This is a genomic window from Burkholderia sp. AU45274 (assembly GCF_030482505.1).
GTDB lineage: Bacteria > Pseudomonadota > Gammaproteobacteria > Burkholderiales > Burkholderiaceae > Burkholderia.
In genome coordinates, this window is record NZ_JAUJQE010000006.1 from 316,314 (window position 1) to 332,844 (window position 16,531).

A 16,531-nucleotide genomic window follows, 5' to 3' on the forward strand; every position below is an offset into this window, starting at 1 on the left:
CGCATCGGAACCACGATGCGACGACATGCAGGAAACCTATCCATCGTATGACCGGCCGCTGCCCCGCACGCGCGTGCGCCCGGCCCTGCGGCTGAAGCGGCTTCTGCTGCTCTTCCCGATCGTGCTGCCGCTGTCGATCGCATTGCCCGCGCATGCCGACGACACGCCAGCGGCGCCGGCCAGCGCAGCCAGCACGACCGAACCCTCGCTTCCCCCGACCCTCGACACGATCGTCACCGCGCTGCGCAACCGCTTTCACCTCGCGTACGCCGACGCGCGCACGATCGCGCGCGCGGTGCAGACCGAATCGGATCGCTATGGGCTTGCTCCGGCACTGCTGCTCGCGATCATCGCGGTCGAGTCGGGCTTCGATCGCCACGCGGTCAGTGTCGCCGGCGCGCGCGGGTTGATGCAGGTGATGCCCACCGCCCATCGCGATCTCGTCGCGCATGTGAAGGATCTCTCCGATCCGGCTACCAACGTGCGGATCGGCGCGGCGATCTTCCGCGGCTATCTCGACGATGCGGATGGCGACGTCGAAACCGCGCTCGTGCGCTACAACGGCGGCACGAAGCGCTATGCGCAGCGGGTCGCGCTGCGCGTGCAGCAATTCGATGCGCAGCTGCGCCGTTCGAACGGCGCGGCGAGCGACGCGCTGCGGACGGCCGCGAATCCCTGAGCGCGTCGCTACCGCGCACCGTCGAGCCGGTAGCCGACGCCCGTCTCCGTGACGATGTACGCGGGCCGCCGCGGATCGCATTCCAGCTTGCGCCGCAGGTGGCCGACATACACGCGCAGGTAGTGCGCATCCTTGCCGTGCGCCGCGCCCCATACTTCACTCAGCAGGCGGTCGTGCGTCAGTAGCCGGCCCGCGTGATGCGCGAGCGCGGCCAGCAGCCGGAATTCGATCGGGCTCAGATGCACGCGCGCCCCGCCGCGCAACACCTGGCGACCGCCGAGATCGACGGTCACGTCGCCGAAGCGGACGCACGCCGCATCGATGCGCCCGCCGCCGGCTTGCCGCCGCAGGTGCGCACGAATCCGCGCGATCAACTCGGCGGCGCCGAACGGCTTGGTCAGGTAGTCGTCCGCGCCCGCGTCGAGCGCCGCCACCTTGTCGCGTTCCGCGCTCAGTGCCGACAGCACGATCAGCGGCGCGGCCGAGTACGCACGCAGCACATGGATCAGGTCGGTGCCGCCGATGTCGCGCAGGTTCGTGTCCGCGACGATCAGGTCGGGACGTCGCGCGCCGACGGCCGCCACGCCCGCCGCTCCGGTCGCGGCCTCGAAGACGTGCATGTGCTCGGCCTTCAGCGCGACACGGACGAAATGCCGGATGAACCTGTCTTCGTCGACGATCACGATGACGACGCTCGGTTCGCTCATGCGGCAGCACCTTCGTCCGGTGCATTGTGCGCGCCCATGCTCAGGCCCATCCGCATGCCACCAGCACCACGTCGATCAGCTTGATGAACGGGAACGGCAACAGCACGCCACCGAGTCCATACAGCAACAGGTTCCTGCGCAGCAGCGGCGCGGCGCCGAGCGGGCGATAGCGCACGCCCTTCAGCGCGAGCGGGATCAGCGCGACGATGATCAGTGCGTTGAAGATCACCGCCGACAGGATCGCCGACGCCGGCGACGCGAGGTGCATCACATCGAGGACGCGCAGTTGCGGATACGTCGTCGCGAACGCGGCCGGGATGATCGCGAAATACTTCGCGACGTCGTTCGCGATCGAGAACGTCGTCAGCGACCCGCGCGTCATCAGCATCTGCTTGCCGATCTCGACGATCTCGATCAGCTTCGTCGGGTTCGAGTCGAGGTCAACCATGTTGCCGGCTTCCTTCGCCGCCTGCGTGCCGGTATTCATCGCCACGGCGACGTCGGCCTGCGCGAGCGCCGGTGCATCGTTGGTGCCGTCGCCCGTCATCGCAACCAGACGGCCCGCCGCCTGATGCTCGCGGATCGTCGCGAGCTTGGTTTCCGGCGTCGCTTCCGCGAGGAAATCGTCGACGCCCGCTTCCGCCGCGATCGCCGCGGCCGTCAGCCGGTTGTCGCCCGTCACCATCACGGTCTTGATGCCCATCTTGCGCAGTTCCGCGAAGCGCTCCTTGATGCCGCCCTTCACGATGTCCTTCAGCTCGATCACGCCGAGCACGCGGGCAACGCCGTCGACGCGCTCCGCCACCGCGAGCGGCGTGCTGCCGCGACGCGCGATGTCGGTCACGACGGCCTCGACTTCGCGGGTGACGCGGCCGCCGTAGGACTCGACGTAGTGCTTGATCGCATCCGCGGCGCCTTTGCGGATCTCGCGGCCCGGGAGGTCGACGCCGCTCATCCGCGTCTGCGCGCTGAACGACAGGAACACCGGGTGCAGTGCCTGCATGTCGCGCTCGCGCAGGTTGAAACGCTGCTTCGCGAGCACGACGATGCTGCGGCCTTCCGGCGTTTCGTCGGCAAGCGACGACAGCTGCGCGGCATCGGCCAGCGCTTCCTCGGTCACGAACGGCGCGGGCACGAACGCCGACGCCTGGCGGTTGCCGAGCGTGATCGTGCCGGTCTTGTCGAGCAGCAGCACGTCGACGTCGCCGGCGGCTTCCACCGCGCGGCCCGACGTCGCGATCACGTTCGCCTGCATCATCCGGCTCATCCCGGCCACGCCGATCGCGGACAAGAGGCCACCGATCGTCGTCGGGATCAGGCACACGAGCAGCGCAACCAGTGCGGTGATCGTCACGACATGGCCGGCCTTCATCGCCTCGACCGCGAACGTCGAGAACGGCAGCAACGTGGCGGTGGCGAGCAGCATCACGATCGTCAAGGCAACGAGCAGGATCGTCAGCGCGATCTCGTTCGGCGTCTTCTTGCGCTTCGCACCCTCGACCATCGCGATCATCCGGTCGAGGAACGCCTCGCCCGGATTGACGGCGACACGCACGACGATCCAGTCGGACAGCACGCGCGTGCCGCCCGTCACCGACGAGAAATCGCCGCCCGCCTCGCGGATCACCGGCGCGGATTCGCCGGTGATCGCCGATTCGTCGACCGACGCGACGCCTTCGATCACGTCGCCGTCGGCCGGAATCGTGTCGCCGTTTTCGACGAGCACGACGTCGCCTTTGCGCAGGTCGGTCGATGCCATCACTTCGACGACCGCCTTCGCACGCGGCGCCGAGAGCTTTTTCGCGACCACGTTGTGTTTCGCACTGCGCAGCGATGCGGCCTGCGCCTTCGAACGCCCTTCGGCGAGCGCTTCGGCGAAGTTCGCGAACAGCACGGTGAACCACAGCCACAGCGCGATCGCGACGATGAAGCCGGCGGGCGCTTCGGCCTGGCCGAACAAGGCGGCGATCCACAGGATCGTGGTCAGGATGCTGCCGACGTACACGCAGAACATCACCGGGTTGCGGAACTGCGTGCGCGGCGTGAGTTTCCGGAACGAATCGGCGATCGCCGGGCGCACGAGCGCGGGATCGAACATCGAGCGCACGGCCGTGCGCGGATGGCCGGGCTGCGCAGGGCGCGGACCTGTCACGGGCGAGAGAGACATGGCGGTTTCCTTTTGCCGGCACGCCCGCGCATCGACATCCGGCATCGGTCAGGCGAGCCGGCGGCCTTCGCGCATGCTCGCGTGCGGCTTTCGTTTCCACGCAACCATCTTATGAAGGTTCGCGTGAAGATCGCGGCAAAGGATCGCGTCGGGGTGTAAAAAGCGCGTAAACGTCCGTTTCGCCGCGGCGCGGCGGGGGTGTCTCAAGGGCCGTACACGAGCGGGAGCGCCACACTCCGCTCATCCGACGCTTACGCGGCAAAGCAGGAAAACGAACCGGTGCGCGGCGTTCAGCCGAACGTGTAGCGCCCGTGCTGACGCGGACGCCACGGCGACGAGCGGCAACTCGCGGCACCGGCCGCGCGTCGTGCCGCCCAGCCGGCGCCGCGGCGCACGTGCTGGCCGCGCCGGGCCACGGCGACCACGCGCGACGGCAACGCATACGCAAGACGCCGCACGGCCGCCACGCGCGCGGCCATGCGCGACGCCGGCGCCACCCGGCGCGCCACCTGCGCGACGGGCCGCTTGCAGAGGATCGCGCTGTCGTAGCGCTTGCCGTCGAAGCGCATCACGTCGACGACGTCGAAACCCTGCGCGCCGTAGAACGCGAGCAGGTGCGAAGCGGGATGCGGCGTATCGAGTGCGAGCAGCGTATAGCCGCGCAGCGCGGCCCACTGTTCGGCGAACGACAGCAGCAACGCGCCGATCCCGCGGCTCTGGCAATCGGGGTCCACCGCCACCTGCCGCACGCTCGCGACGCCTTCGCGCCGGTACAGCGAGCACGCCGACGACGGATCGGTCGCATACAGCGTGGCCGTGCCGATCACGCGCCCGCCGCACACGGCGACGTAGCACTCGCCCGCTTCCGCGCGGCGGCGCGTGACGTCCTCGCTCTGGTCGACGCACGTGCAGTTGAGTCCCATCGCGCCGAGCCGCGCGAACGCGCGATGCAGCATCGGCGTGAGTTGTGCATAACTGTCGAAGGCCGGATCGAAACGCCGCACGATCACCCGATCGGCGCGCACGGAAGGCGGCGCGGCGGGTATGTGTTCGGCGATCGCGTTCCAGGGTATCGACATTGCCTTGCTCCGTGGTTGGGATGCCCGAAGTCTATGAGCGCGCCAGCCGCCCTCGCAAGAAAAAATGTCGTAAAAGTTTGGGGAAATGCGTGCGGGAGAGATGGTTGAAAAGGTGCGCGCCGCGGCGCTGCGCGGGTCGTTGCGAACGCATGAAAGCGCACCGATCGTTGTTTGCGCAAGCAACGCATCCCGCGGCCGAATCACTCGCCGGCGAACGCCGTTGACACATGCGGCGACGCCTTCCAGACTCGCGGGTTCCTTCCCTCACCGAGCGCGCTCATGATCACCTGCTACCTTCGCTACGTCATCGATCCGTACAAGCTCGACCAGTTCGAAACCTACGGCAGGATGTGGATTCCGCTCGTCGAAAAGTTCGGCGGCACGCATCACGGCTACTTCCTGCCGTCCGAAGGGGCGAACAACATCGCGCTCGCGATGTTCTCGTTCCCGAGCCTCGCCGAATACGAGCGCTACCGCGAACGCTCGATGGACGATCCGGCCTGCCAGGCCGCGTTCCGCTACGCGGAGGAAACACGCTGCATCGTCAGCTACGAGCGCAGCTTCTTCCGGCCGGTGTTCGAGTAACGGGCAACGGCCCCGCACATCGCGCCCCTTTTTCCAGACCGGGACGAAAAAAAGCCCCGCCTGCATCCGCGCGGCGGGGCCAACCCATGTCAGTAGAGACATCATGGAGGAGACGGGCCCATCTTATCGACCGCGGCCCGCCGTCCCAACCAAGCATTTCTGCTATCGATCTGGGCGGCGGCGCACACGATTGCCCCTGCCGCGCGGCATATCGATAGAACGAAAAGTCGTTTTCAGAGTGGCGGCGGGGTCGTTACCATCTGGTTTTAAGCCTGTGCTTAGCCGGGCAAGCCATCCCCCAGGAGCGCCCCTTGACTGCATTCGATCAACACCGCCGCCCGTTCGTCGTCGGCATTGGCGGTACCACCCGGGCAGCGTCGTCGACCGAACGCGCGCTGTCGTTCGCATTGCGCGGCGCGCAAGCGGCCGGCGCACGCACGCGGCTGTTCGACGGCCCGTTCCTGCATACGCTGCCGCACTACGCGCCCGAGCACAAAACGCTGACCGACGCGCAGCGCGAACTGATCGACGCCGTGCGCCAGGCCGACGCGATCATCATCGCGACGCCCGGCTATCACGGCGGCGTCTCCGGCCTCGTGAAGAACGCACTCGACACGCTCGAGGAACTGCGCGCGGACGATCGCCCGTATCTCGACGGCCGTGCGGTCGGCCTGATCGTCACGGCCTACGGCTGGCAGGCGGCCGGCACCGTGCTGACGTCGCTGCGTTCGATCGTGCACGCGCTGCGCGGCTGGCCGACGCCGTTCGGCGCGACCGTGAACACGCTCGAAACGCGCTTCGACAGCGCCGAGAGCTGCTCGGATCCGAAGGTCGTCGCGCAGCTCGAGACGGTCGGCACGCAGGCGGCCGAGTTCGCGCTCGCGTTCGCATCGCATCGCGCGGCCTCGCATGCGGCATCGGTCGATGCGCTCGCACCCGTGTTGAAGATCGCCAACCAGTAATTTCCCCGCCTTCCACCGCCCGCGCCCGGACGATTCCATTCGCCGGCGCGGGCGGTGCACATTCGGACGAGCGGCCACGCGCCGTGTACGTCGACGCCTCTCCCTGCTGCCCTTTCCCCGCGCCGATAAGAATTCGGCCCGCCGCGTGATTTGCATTGGCCGAAAGATTGGTTCACGCCGCGGGCGGGTTTTCGTACGCTGAACCTCCGAACTTTCTCCGCGCACGCCATGAACCGTACGATCCGCTACAAGGGCTACGAAGTCGCCCCCGCTGCCGCCCGGTTGCCGAACGGGCTGTTCGCCGCCAACCTGACGATCGAGAAGGCGAGCGGCGGCCCGTCGCCGCGCGCCGTTTCGTTCGACGCGATCGATTTCTTCTTCGAGGAAGAGCACGCTCTGGCCTACGCGTCCCGCTGGGGCCGCCTCTGGGTCGACACGAACGCGTGACGCACGCCTGGCCGGCGTGCGCATGGCCGCTCGAAAATACGCGTTTACGGAAGCTATGCAAGAATCTTTCGACCCGTAATCGCATAACAACAGCCATGAGTGACACGCTGCAGGAACAGCATGCAGCAGCAGATCACGCAATGCGCAACTGGACCTTCGAGAGGCAAGGTCCGGTCCGGATCGGTTCCGATGCGCACATGCAGATGTTCTGCCGCATGCTGCTCGACACACACAATCCGTACAAGCCGGCCGTGATCGACTGGCCGGCGCTCACGCCCGCCGAGCTCAAACGGCTCACGTCGCTGCCGATCTGGGACATCGCGGTGCAGACCGAAGGCCGCGCATCGATTCGCGTGGCCACCTATGCGGCGACGATCGGCAATCCGCTATTGCGCCGCGCGCTCGAGATGGACGGCGGCGAGGAAGCGCGGCACAAGGTCGTGCTGTCGAAGCTCGTCGAGGCATACGGCATCCGGCTCGCCCCCGAGCCGGCCTACCCTGCACCGAAAGATCCCGAGTGGTGGTGGATCGTCACGGGCTTCAGCGAATGCATCGACAGCTTCTTCGCGTTCGGCCTGTTCCGTTCCGCGCAGCGCTCCGGCTATTTCCCGCCCGAACTCGTTGAAACCTTCGAGCCGGTGATCCAGGAAGAAGGCCGCCACATCCTGTTCTTCGTGAACTGGTACGCGTGGTACTGGCGCTCGCTCCCGTGGTGGCGCCGGCCGTGGTTCTTCGCGCGGGTCGCGGCCGTGTGGGTGCATTTGATCCGGGAGCGCATCGGCATCGCGCGCGGCATCGATTCCGACGGCGTGGCACGTGACGCGAACTTCCCGGCAACCGGCACCGCCGATATCGGCGACGCGCTCAATCCGCGCGAGCTGATCGAACTGTGTCTCGCCGAGAACGACCGGCGGATGGCCGGCTACGACAAGCGCCTGCTGCGCCCGCTGTTCGTGCCGCGCATGGCGCGATTCGCGCTGCGGTTTCTCAAGAAGTAAGGGCGCCGCGCCGGGCAGCAGCCCGGTTGCCCCGGTTGTCCGGTCGGGCAACCGGGCAACTCGAGGCCGCCCCATCGCACGCGGTGCGGAACCTCGCTGACCTTCATCGACCTGCTGATGTGGCGCGGCTGACACACTCACTCGCGCCCTTTTTTCTTCGGCGCTTCGGCACGCGCGGACAAATTGTCACACCCGGGATTTGACGTTTCGGGGACGTCGCCACCGCTGCCGGACAGCCCCTTTTAACAACCTGTCGCCGCCAGGCGCACCATCGAAGTCCGTCACGCCTGTCAGACGGATTCGCCCCGTCGCCGAATCCCATCCGATTGTCACCATCATCGAAATAGTCAATAGGACAAATTCGAAAGATGAATGGTGATGGTTCGGCCCACCACCCTGTAGCACTTTTTTACAAATTGGACGGGTCAACCGGCCCGAAACGCCCGTCTCGCGGGCCATCGCAGTGGACCCGATGCGTAAATCAGCACAGCCAGATGTTCGATATTTCAAATTAATTTAATTTAAAGATAATCGATAAAATCAATATAAAAACGAAACACAAATCTTGAATTAACACATTAACAAGATGGGAATCACATTATCCCATGGCACATCCACATACATTACATAGCCGAAAGAATCCTCCGCTCCGCAAACGTTTGCTATTTCATCCATCTTACAATTGAGCGTCTCCGTTGTGTAATCCAACGCACAAAACTACCGTAAACCCATGATTTTTATACGAAAAACCAAGGCGCCCCCGGAAGTTTCAAACCCTGCACTAAACATTCTTACAACTTTCAAATACATTCCGCACAGATGCATCAAAACGCGACTTATTAACCATCCTTTAACTTTAAAAACCCGCTATTTATCACTTTTTATCAATCTGAAAAATCCCCCTCCAATAAACTCCGCCCATCAATTTTGAGATTCGCGCGAGCGCACGGAGTATTCCTCTAACAAAAGAGACCGGTGTGTGGCGTGCATATTTGGAGGTAGCAGGACATGAACCGCACATACCGCTCGATCTGGAACGAATCCCTCGGCGCGTGGGTCGCCGCATCGGAAATCGATTCGGCACGGGGCAAGCCGAACAAGTCGGCCGTCGTCAAGGCCGTCGCGGCCGCCATCATGGTCGCCGGGGCGGCCGGCGGCAACGTCGCCTATGCGCAGTGCTCGACATCCGGGTATAGCGCCGGGGGCGGCAATTCGACCAGCTCAACCTCGATCGCCATCGGCTCCGGCTCTTTCGGCTCGTGCGTGGCGGGCCAAAGCCCGACCGCCTCCAATGCCGGCGCGATTGCTATCGGCGCCAACTCGCCGAGCAACACGGTCGCCAGCGGATCGAACTCGACGGCTTTCGGTACGGGCTCATCGGCCACCAACACTGCCTCTTCCGCATTCGGCCAGGGCACGTCGGCAACCGGCCAGTTCGCCACCGCCGTTGGCAGCGGCACGAAGGCAACCGGCAACTATGCAACCGCCATGGGTAGCACCAGCGCGGTCAACGGCATTCAGACACTGGCGTCCGGCGCCGGCTCGACCGCGATCGGCAGCAACTCCACCGCGGGCGCACAGGCGACCGCGCAGGATTCGATCTCGATCGGCGGCCAATCGTCGGTCACCTCGAGCGCAACGTCCGGCATCGCGATCGGCCGTGGTGCGACGACGAACGGCGCCTACGGCATCGCACAGGGCGATGGCGTCGTTTCCGGTGCAACCGGCCAGAACGTCGCAATCGGCTCGTCGGGCACGACGGCCAACAGCGGTTCCGCAACTGGCGGCGCGGTGGCGATCGGTCGTTCGCAGACGGCCAGCGGCGACGGCGCGGTTGCGCTCGGCACCAGCAATTCGGCAAGCGGCACGGGCGCGGTCACGCTCGGCAACGGCAACTCGGCGAATGGCACCGGCGCGGTTGCGCTCGGCAGTGCCAACAGCGTGACGGGTGCGGGTTCGGTCGGTATCGGCAGCAGCGCCACGGCGGCTTACGCAGGTTCGACCGCAATCGGCGCTTCGTCGTATGCGGGCGGCTCTTCGGCACCGGCTTCCGCTTACGGCAACGGCAGCTCCGCGACGGCGAACTATGCGACCGCGATCGGCGTCAATGCCAGCGCGGCTGGCGGGGGCAGCGTGGCGCTTGGCGTGGCCACCGCAAGTGCGCTCCAGAGCGTGGCAATCGGCCAGCAATCCACGGCTTCCCAGGCAGGAAACATTTCGATCGGTTCGTTTGCGACGGCCAGCGGCAACGGCAATGCGGTCGCGATGGGATACCAGTCGACCGCTTCGGCCGGCAACGCGATGGCGCTCGGTTACCTGTCGACAGCCAACGTGGCAAATTCCGTTGCTCTTGGCAACAACTCGGCGACGATTGGTGCAGCGAACTCGGCGACCGGCGGCACAGGTTCGATCAGCTCCGCCACGATCGGTAGCCAGACGTTCGGCAACTTTGCCGGCGCAAGCGCTGCCAACGGCGTCGTCAGCGTCGGTACGGCGGGCAACGAGCGTCGCATCCAGAACGTTGCAGCGGGCCTCGTCACGTCGACCAGCACCGATGCGATCAACGGCAGCCAGCTCTATTCGGTAGCAAGCACGACGACGTCGAGCATCACGAGCCTGTCGACGTCGGCTTCGACCGGTTTGTCGTCGGCGAATAGCTCGATCACTTCGCTGTCGACTTCGACATCGACGGGTCTGTCGTCGGCCACCAGCTCGATCGGCTCGTTGTCGACCGGCCTGTCGTCGACCAATAGCTCGGTCACTTCGTTGTCGACTTCGACGTCGACGGGTCTGTCGTCGGCTACCAGCTCGATCGGTTCGCTGTCGACCGGCCTCTCGTCGGCTAACAGCTCGATCGGCTCGCTGTCCACCGGCCTCTCGTCGACCAATAGCTCAGTCACTTCGCTGTCGACTTCCACGTCGACCGGCCTCTCGTCGGCTAACAGCTCGATCAAGTCGCTGTCCACGTCGACCTCGACGGGTCTGTCGTCGGCTACCAGCTCGATCGGCTCGCTCTCGACCGGTCTCTCGTCGACCAATAGCTCGGTCACTTCGCTGTCGACATCGACCTCGACCGGCCTGTCGTCGGCTACCAGCTCGATCGGCTCGTTGTCCACCGGTCTCTCGTCGACCAACAGCTCGGTCACTTCGCTGTCGTCTTCGACCTCGACCGGTCTGTCGTCGGCCACCAGCTCGATCGGCTCGCTCTCGACCGGTCTCTCGTCGACCAATAGCTCGGTCACTTCGCTGTCGACTTCGACCTCGACCGGCCTGTCGTCGGCTACCAGCTCGATCGGCTCGTTGTCGACCGGTCTCTCGTCGACCAATAGCTCGGTCACTTCGCTGTCGACTTCGACCTCGACCGGCCTGTCGTCGGCCACCAGCTCGATCGGCTCGCTCTCGACCGGTCTCTCGTCGACCAATAGCTCGGTCACTTCGCTGTCGTCTTCGACCTCGACCGGCCTGTCGTCGGCTACCAGCTCGATCGGCTCGTTGTCGACCGGTCTCTCGTCGACCAATAGCTCGGTCACTTCGCTGTCGACTTCCACGTCGACGGGTCTGTCGTCGGCCAATAGCTCGATTACCTCGCTGTCCACGTCCACGTCGACGGGCATCAACTCGCTGTCCACGTCCACGTCGACCGGTCTCTCGTCGGCCACCAGCTCGATTACCTCGCTGTCCACCTCGACCTCGACTGCGATCGAAGCCGCGAAGACGCACTACTACAGCGTCAACGACGGTGGTGTGCAGCAAGCCAACTACAACAACAACGGCGCAACGGGCATCAACTCGCTCGCCGCCGGTGTAGCCGCCACGGCCGCGGGCGCCAGCAGTGTCGCCGTCGGCAATGCTGCCAACGCAGCCGGCGCAAGCGGCGTCGCCGTCGGCAATGCTGCGAGCGCGAGCGCAAGCAACGCGGTCGCGATCGGCCCGAATGCCGTCGCGAGCAACGTCGGCAGCGTCGCGCTGGGCAGCGGCTCCACTACGGCCCCAGCCAACCCGACGCCTACCGGTACCGTCGGCGGCGTAACCAGCACGTTCGCGGGCGGTAATCCGACGAGCGTGGTCAGTGTTGGAAGCTCGACCAACCAGCGCCAGGTCACGAACGTTGCGGCCGGCGCGATCTCCGCGGCCAGTACCGACGCAATCAACGGCTCGCAGCTCTTTGCAACCAATGTGGCCGTGGATTCGCTGTCGACAACTGTGTCGTCGTCCAGCAGCGCAATCTCGTCGCTGTCGACCGGCCTGAGTTCGACCAACAGTTCGGTCTCGTCGCTGTCGACTTCCACGTCGACGGGGCTGTCGTCAGCCAACAGCTCGATTACGTCGCTGTCCACCTCGACCTCGACCGGCCTGTCGTCGGCTAACAGCTCGATCGGTTCGCTGTCCACCGGCCTCAGCTCGACGAATAGCTCGGTGACTTCGTTGTCGACCTCGACTTCGACCGGCTTGTCGTCGGCTAACAGCTCGATCACGTCGCTGTCGACGTCGACGTCGACGGGTCTGTCGTCGGCCAACAGCTCGATCACGTCGCTGTCCACCTCGACCTCGACCGGCCTGTCGTCGGCTAACAGCTCGATCACGTCGCTGTCGACGTCGACGTCGACGGGTCTGTCGTCGGCCAACAGCTCGATCGGTTCACTGTCCACCGGCCTCAGCTCGACGAATAGTTCGGTAACTTCGCTGTCGACCTCGACTTCGACCGGTCTGTCGTCGGCCAATAGCTCGATCACGTCGCTGTCCACTTCGACCTCGACCGGCTTGTCCTCGGCTAACAGCTCGATCACGTCGCTGTCCACGTCGACGTCGACCGGCTTGTCGTCGGCCAACAGCTCGATCACCTCGCTGTCGACCTCGACCTCGACCGGCTTGTCCTCGGCTAACAGCTCGATCACGTCGCTGTCCACGTCGACGTCGACGGGCCTGTCATCGGCCAACAGCTCGATCGGTTCGCTCTCGACCGGCCTCTCATCGACCAATAGCTCGGTCACCTCGCTGTCGACCTCGACGTCGACGGGCCTCTCGTCGGCTAACAGTTCGATCACGTCGCTGTCGACTTCGACCTCGACCGGTCTGTCCTCGGCTAACAGCTCGATCACGTCGCTGTCGACTTCAACGTCGACCGGCCTCTCGTCGGCTAACAGTTCGATCACTTCGCTGTCGACTTCGACCTCGACCGGCCTGTCGTCGGCAAACAGCTCGATCACATCGCTGTCGACTTCCACGTCGACCGGCCTCTCGTCGGCCAACAGCTCGATCACGTCGCTGTCGACTTCAACGTCGACCGGCCTGTCGTCGGCAAACAGCTCGATCACGTCGCTGTCGACTTCGACCTCGACCGGCCTCTCGTCGGCCAACAGCTCGATCACGTCGCTGTCGACCGGCCTCTCGTCGACCAATAGCTCGGTCACCTCGCTGTCGACCTCGACGTCGACCGGCCTGTCCTCGGCTAACAGTTCGATCACTTCGCTGTCCACGTCGACGTCGACCGGCTTGTCGTCGGCCAACAGCTCGATCACCTCGCTGTCGACCTCGACCTCAACCGGCTTGTCCTCGGCTAACAGCTCGATCACTTCGCTGTCCACGTCGACGTCGACGGGGCTCTCGTCTGCCAACAGCTCGATCACCTCGCTGTCGACTTCCACGTCGACCGGCCTCTCGTCGACCAATAGCTCGGTCACCTCGCTGTCGACTTCCACGTCGACCGGTCTGTCCTCGGCTAACAGCTCGATCGGTTCGCTCTCGACGTCGACCTCGACGGGCCTGTCGTCGGCCAACAGCTCGATCGGTTCGCTCTCGACCGGCCTCTCGTCGACCAATAGCTCGGTCACCTCGCTGTCGACTTCGACATCGACCGGCCTGTCGTCGGCTAACAGCTCGATCACGTCGTTGTCGACCTCGACGTCGACGGGTCTCTCGTCGGCTAACAGCTCGATCGGTTCGCTGTCCACGGGCCTCAGCTCGACGGATAGTTCGGTGACCTCGCTGTCGACCTCGACCTCGACCGGCCTCTCGTCGGCTAATAGTTCGATCACGTCGCTTTCGACTTCGACGTCGACCGGCCTGTCGTCGGCTAACAGCTCGATCGGTTCGCTGTCCACGGGCCTCAGCTCGACGGATAGTTCGGTGACCTCGCTGTCGACTTCGACCTCGACCGGCCTGTCGTCGGCCAACAGCTCGATCGGTTCGCTGTCCACGGGCCTCAGCTCGACGGATAGTTCGGTGACATCGCTGTCGACCTCGACTTCGACCGGCCTGTCGTCGGCAAACAGCTCGATCGGTTCGCTGTCCACGGGCCTCAGCTCGACGAATAGCTCGGTGACATCGCTGTCGACCTCGACTTCGACCGGCCTGTCGTCGGCAAACAGCTCGATCGGTTCGCTGTCCACGGGCCTCAGCTCGACGAATAGCTCGGTGACGTCGCTGTCGACTTCCACGTCGACCGGCCTGTCGTCGGCCAACAGCTCGATCGGTTCGCTGTCCACGGGCCTCAGCTCGACGAATAGCTCGGTGACGTCGCTGTCGACTTCGACCTCGACCGGCTTGTCGTCTGCGAACAGCTCGATCACCTCGTTGTCGACCTCGACCTCGACCGGTCTGTCCTCGGCCAACAGTTCGATCACGTCGCTGTCCACCTCCACGTCGACCGGTCTGTCGTCGGCGAATAGCTCGATTACGTCGCTGTCGACTTCCACGTCGACCGGTCTGTCCTCGGCCAACAGCTCGATCACCTCGCTGTCGACCTCGACCTCGACGGGCCTGTCTTCGGCAAATAGCTCGATCACGTCGTTGTCGACTTCCACGTCGACCGGCTTGTCGTCTGCTAACAGCTCGATCACCTCGCTGTCGACCTCGACCTCGACCGGTCTGTCCTCGGCTAACAGCTCGATCACGTCGCTGTCCACCTCCACGTCGACCGGCCTGTCCTCGGCTAACAGCTCGATCGGTTCGCTGTCCACGGGTCTCAGCTCGACCAATAGTTCGGTGACCTCGCTGTCGACTTCGACCTCGACGGGTCTGTCCTCGGCCAACAGCTCGATCACGTCGTTGTCGACCTCGACGTCAACGGGCCTCTCGTCGGCCAACAGCTCGATCGGTTCGCTGTCCACGGGCCTCAGCTCGACGAATAGTTCAGTCACCTCGCTGTCCACGTCGACCTCGACCGGCTTGTCCTCGGCGAACAGCTCCATCACCTCGCTGTCGACCTCGACCTCGACCGCGATCAATGCCGCGAAGACGCACTACTACAGCGTCAACGACAACGGCGTGCAGCAAGCCAACTACGACAACACGGGCGCAACGGGCACCAACGCCCTCGCAGCCGGCGTGAACGCCAGCGCGGCAGGCGCCAGCAGCGTCGCGGTCGGCGACGGCTCGAACGCACAGTCGGCAGGCGCGGTCGCCATCGGCCAGAACGCCTCGGCAACGGGCGGCAAGGCCGTGTCGATCGGCTCCGGCAACACGGCAACCGGCGACGGCGCGGTCGCGATCGGCGACCCGAGCATCGCAACGGGTACCGGCGCGGTGGCGATGGGCGCGAACGACACGGCGACCGGCAACGGCGCAGTGGCGCTCGGCAACGCGAACACGGCCAACGGCGCGAGCGCGCTCGCCCTCGGCAGCTCGAACCAGGCCACCGCGGACAACACGATCGCGCTCGGCAACCAGGCCACGGCAAGCGCCACCGGCGCGCAAGCATACGGCTCGGCTGCGAAGGCAACCGCCGCCGACGCACTCGCCTTCGGCACGAACGCACAGGCCAACGTCGCCAACTCGATCGCACTCGGTGCGAACTCGGTCACGAGCGCCGCGAACCCGACGTCGAGCGCCACGATCGGCGGCGTCACGTACCCCTTCGCAGGCGGCTCGCCGGTCGGCGTGGTGAGCGTCGGCGCACCGGGCCAGGAACGCCAGATCACGAACGTCGCCGCGGGCCGGATCTCGGCCAGCAGCACGGACGCGATCAACGGCAGCCAGCTCAACGCGACGAACAACGCGATCAACACGCTGTCGACGTCGACCGCGTCGAACGTCGCGTCGCTGTCGACGGGCATCAACTCGTTGTCCACCGGCCTGAGCGCGACGAACAGCAACGTGGCCTCGCTGTCCACGTCGACCTCGACCGCGATCAACTCGCTGTCGACGGGCCTGAGCACGACCAACAGCAACGTCAACTCGCTGTCGACGTCGACCTCGACCGGCATCGGCTCGCTGTCCACCGGCCTGAGCACGACGAACAGCAACGTGGCCTCGCTGTCGACCGGCGTGACCAACATCAACAACACGTTGAACTCGCTGTCGACGACGATCAACAACAACACGATTCGTTCCAACAACAACAACGGCGTCGCCGCCGACCTGAACGGCAAGGGCAACGACCTTCCGGTCGTCACCGCGGGTTCTAACTCGGTGGCGATCGGTGCGGGCTCCAACGACGGCGGCCGCTCGAACGTGGTGTCGGTCGGCAGCGACCAGCAGCAGCGCCAGATCACGAACGTCGCGCCGGGCACGCAAGGCACCGACGCGGTGAACGTGAACCAGCTGACGCAAGTGCAGACGACGCTGTCGACGGCACTGTCGGGCCAGCAGGCGCAGATCAACTCGCTGGGTTCGCAACTGCAGCAGACCGACCAGATGGCGAAGCAGGGTATCGCGGCCGTCGGCGCGATGGCATCGATCCCGCAGCTCGATCGCGATGCCAACTTCGGGATGGGCGTGGGTACGTCGACCTTCCTCGGCCAGAAGGCGATGGCGGTCAACATGCAGGCTCGCATCACGGAGAACCTGAAGGCGTCGATCAACGGCGGCTTCAGCGGCGGTCAGAAGGTGATCGGCGCCGGCATGCTGTACCAGTGGAAGTAACGCGTCGCGCCGCCAGGCCGCCCGGCTCGCCAGCCGGACGGCCCG

Annotated in this window: 9 protein-coding genes; 6 read left to right on the forward strand and 3 right to left on the reverse strand. The window is 65.3% G+C overall.

Annotated elements, in window-relative coordinates; translation table 11 throughout:
* The first annotated feature begins 25 nt into the window (after positions 1 to 25).
* Positions 26 to 679, forward strand: coding sequence for a lytic transglycosylase domain-containing protein (locus tag QZM35_RS23555; protein WP_089433178.1), 654 nt, complete (start codon positions 26 to 28; stop codon positions 677 to 679).
* A gap of 8 nt (positions 680 to 687) precedes the next feature.
* On the opposite strand, the gene QZM35_RS23560 is transcribed toward QZM35_RS23555, so the two are convergent.
* The 3 genes from QZM35_RS23560 to QZM35_RS23570 all read right to left on the reverse strand — a co-directional run bounded on the left by QZM35_RS23560 (position 688) and on the right by QZM35_RS23570 (position 4,632).
* On the reverse strand, positions 688 to 1,386 hold the full coding sequence (locus QZM35_RS23560; RefSeq protein WP_089433179.1) for a winged helix-turn-helix domain-containing protein: 699 nt from the start codon (positions 1,384 to 1,386) through the stop codon (positions 688 to 690).
* A gap of 40 nt (positions 1,387 to 1,426) precedes the next feature.
* Positions 1,427 to 3,484 (reverse strand): potassium-transporting ATPase subunit KdpB, encoded by a 2,058-nt coding sequence (gene kdpB, locus QZM35_RS23565; protein ID WP_089433180.1) that lies wholly within the window; start codon positions 3,482 to 3,484, stop codon positions 1,427 to 1,429.
* 359 nt (positions 3,485 to 3,843) lie between these two features.
* Positions 3,844 to 4,632, reverse strand: a complete 789-nt coding sequence (locus QZM35_RS23570; RefSeq protein WP_089426752.1) for a GNAT family N-acetyltransferase — start codon at positions 4,630 to 4,632, stop codon at positions 3,844 to 3,846.
* Positions 4,633 to 4,911: 279 nt separating this feature from the next.
* Between QZM35_RS23570 and QZM35_RS23575 the strand changes: the two genes are divergently transcribed.
* The 5 genes from QZM35_RS23575 to QZM35_RS23595 all read left to right on the forward strand — a co-directional run bounded on the left by QZM35_RS23575 (position 4,912) and on the right by QZM35_RS23595 (position 16,486).
* Entirely contained in the window at positions 4,912 to 5,217 is a 306-nt protein-coding gene (locus QZM35_RS23575; protein WP_089426751.1) for an NIPSNAP family protein, read from the forward strand.
* 311 nt (positions 5,218 to 5,528) lie between these two features.
* Positions 5,529 to 6,179, forward strand: a complete 651-nt coding sequence (locus tag QZM35_RS23580; protein ID WP_089433181.1) for an NADPH-dependent FMN reductase — start codon at positions 5,529 to 5,531, stop codon at positions 6,177 to 6,179.
* Between the two features lie 228 nt (positions 6,180 to 6,407).
* Positions 6,408 to 6,626, forward strand: a complete 219-nt coding sequence (locus QZM35_RS23585) for a hypothetical protein (protein WP_011354057.1) — start codon at positions 6,408 to 6,410, stop codon at positions 6,624 to 6,626.
* 95 nt (positions 6,627 to 6,721) lie between these two features.
* The gene (locus tag QZM35_RS23590) at positions 6,722 to 7,624 is read left to right on the forward strand and encodes an aminomethyltransferase (RefSeq protein ID WP_089426749.1); all 903 of its coding nucleotides are present in this window, start codon (positions 6,722 to 6,724) and stop codon (positions 7,622 to 7,624) included.
* Between the two features lie 1,008 nt (positions 7,625 to 8,632).
* Positions 8,633 to 16,486 carry an ESPR-type extended signal peptide-containing protein gene (locus tag QZM35_RS23595; RefSeq protein ID WP_301776939.1) on the forward strand — a complete coding sequence of 2,618 codons (7,854 nt, stop codon included), beginning with the start codon at positions 8,633 to 8,635 and terminating at the stop codon, positions 16,484 to 16,486.
* Positions 16,487 to 16,531 lie beyond the last annotated feature (45 nt).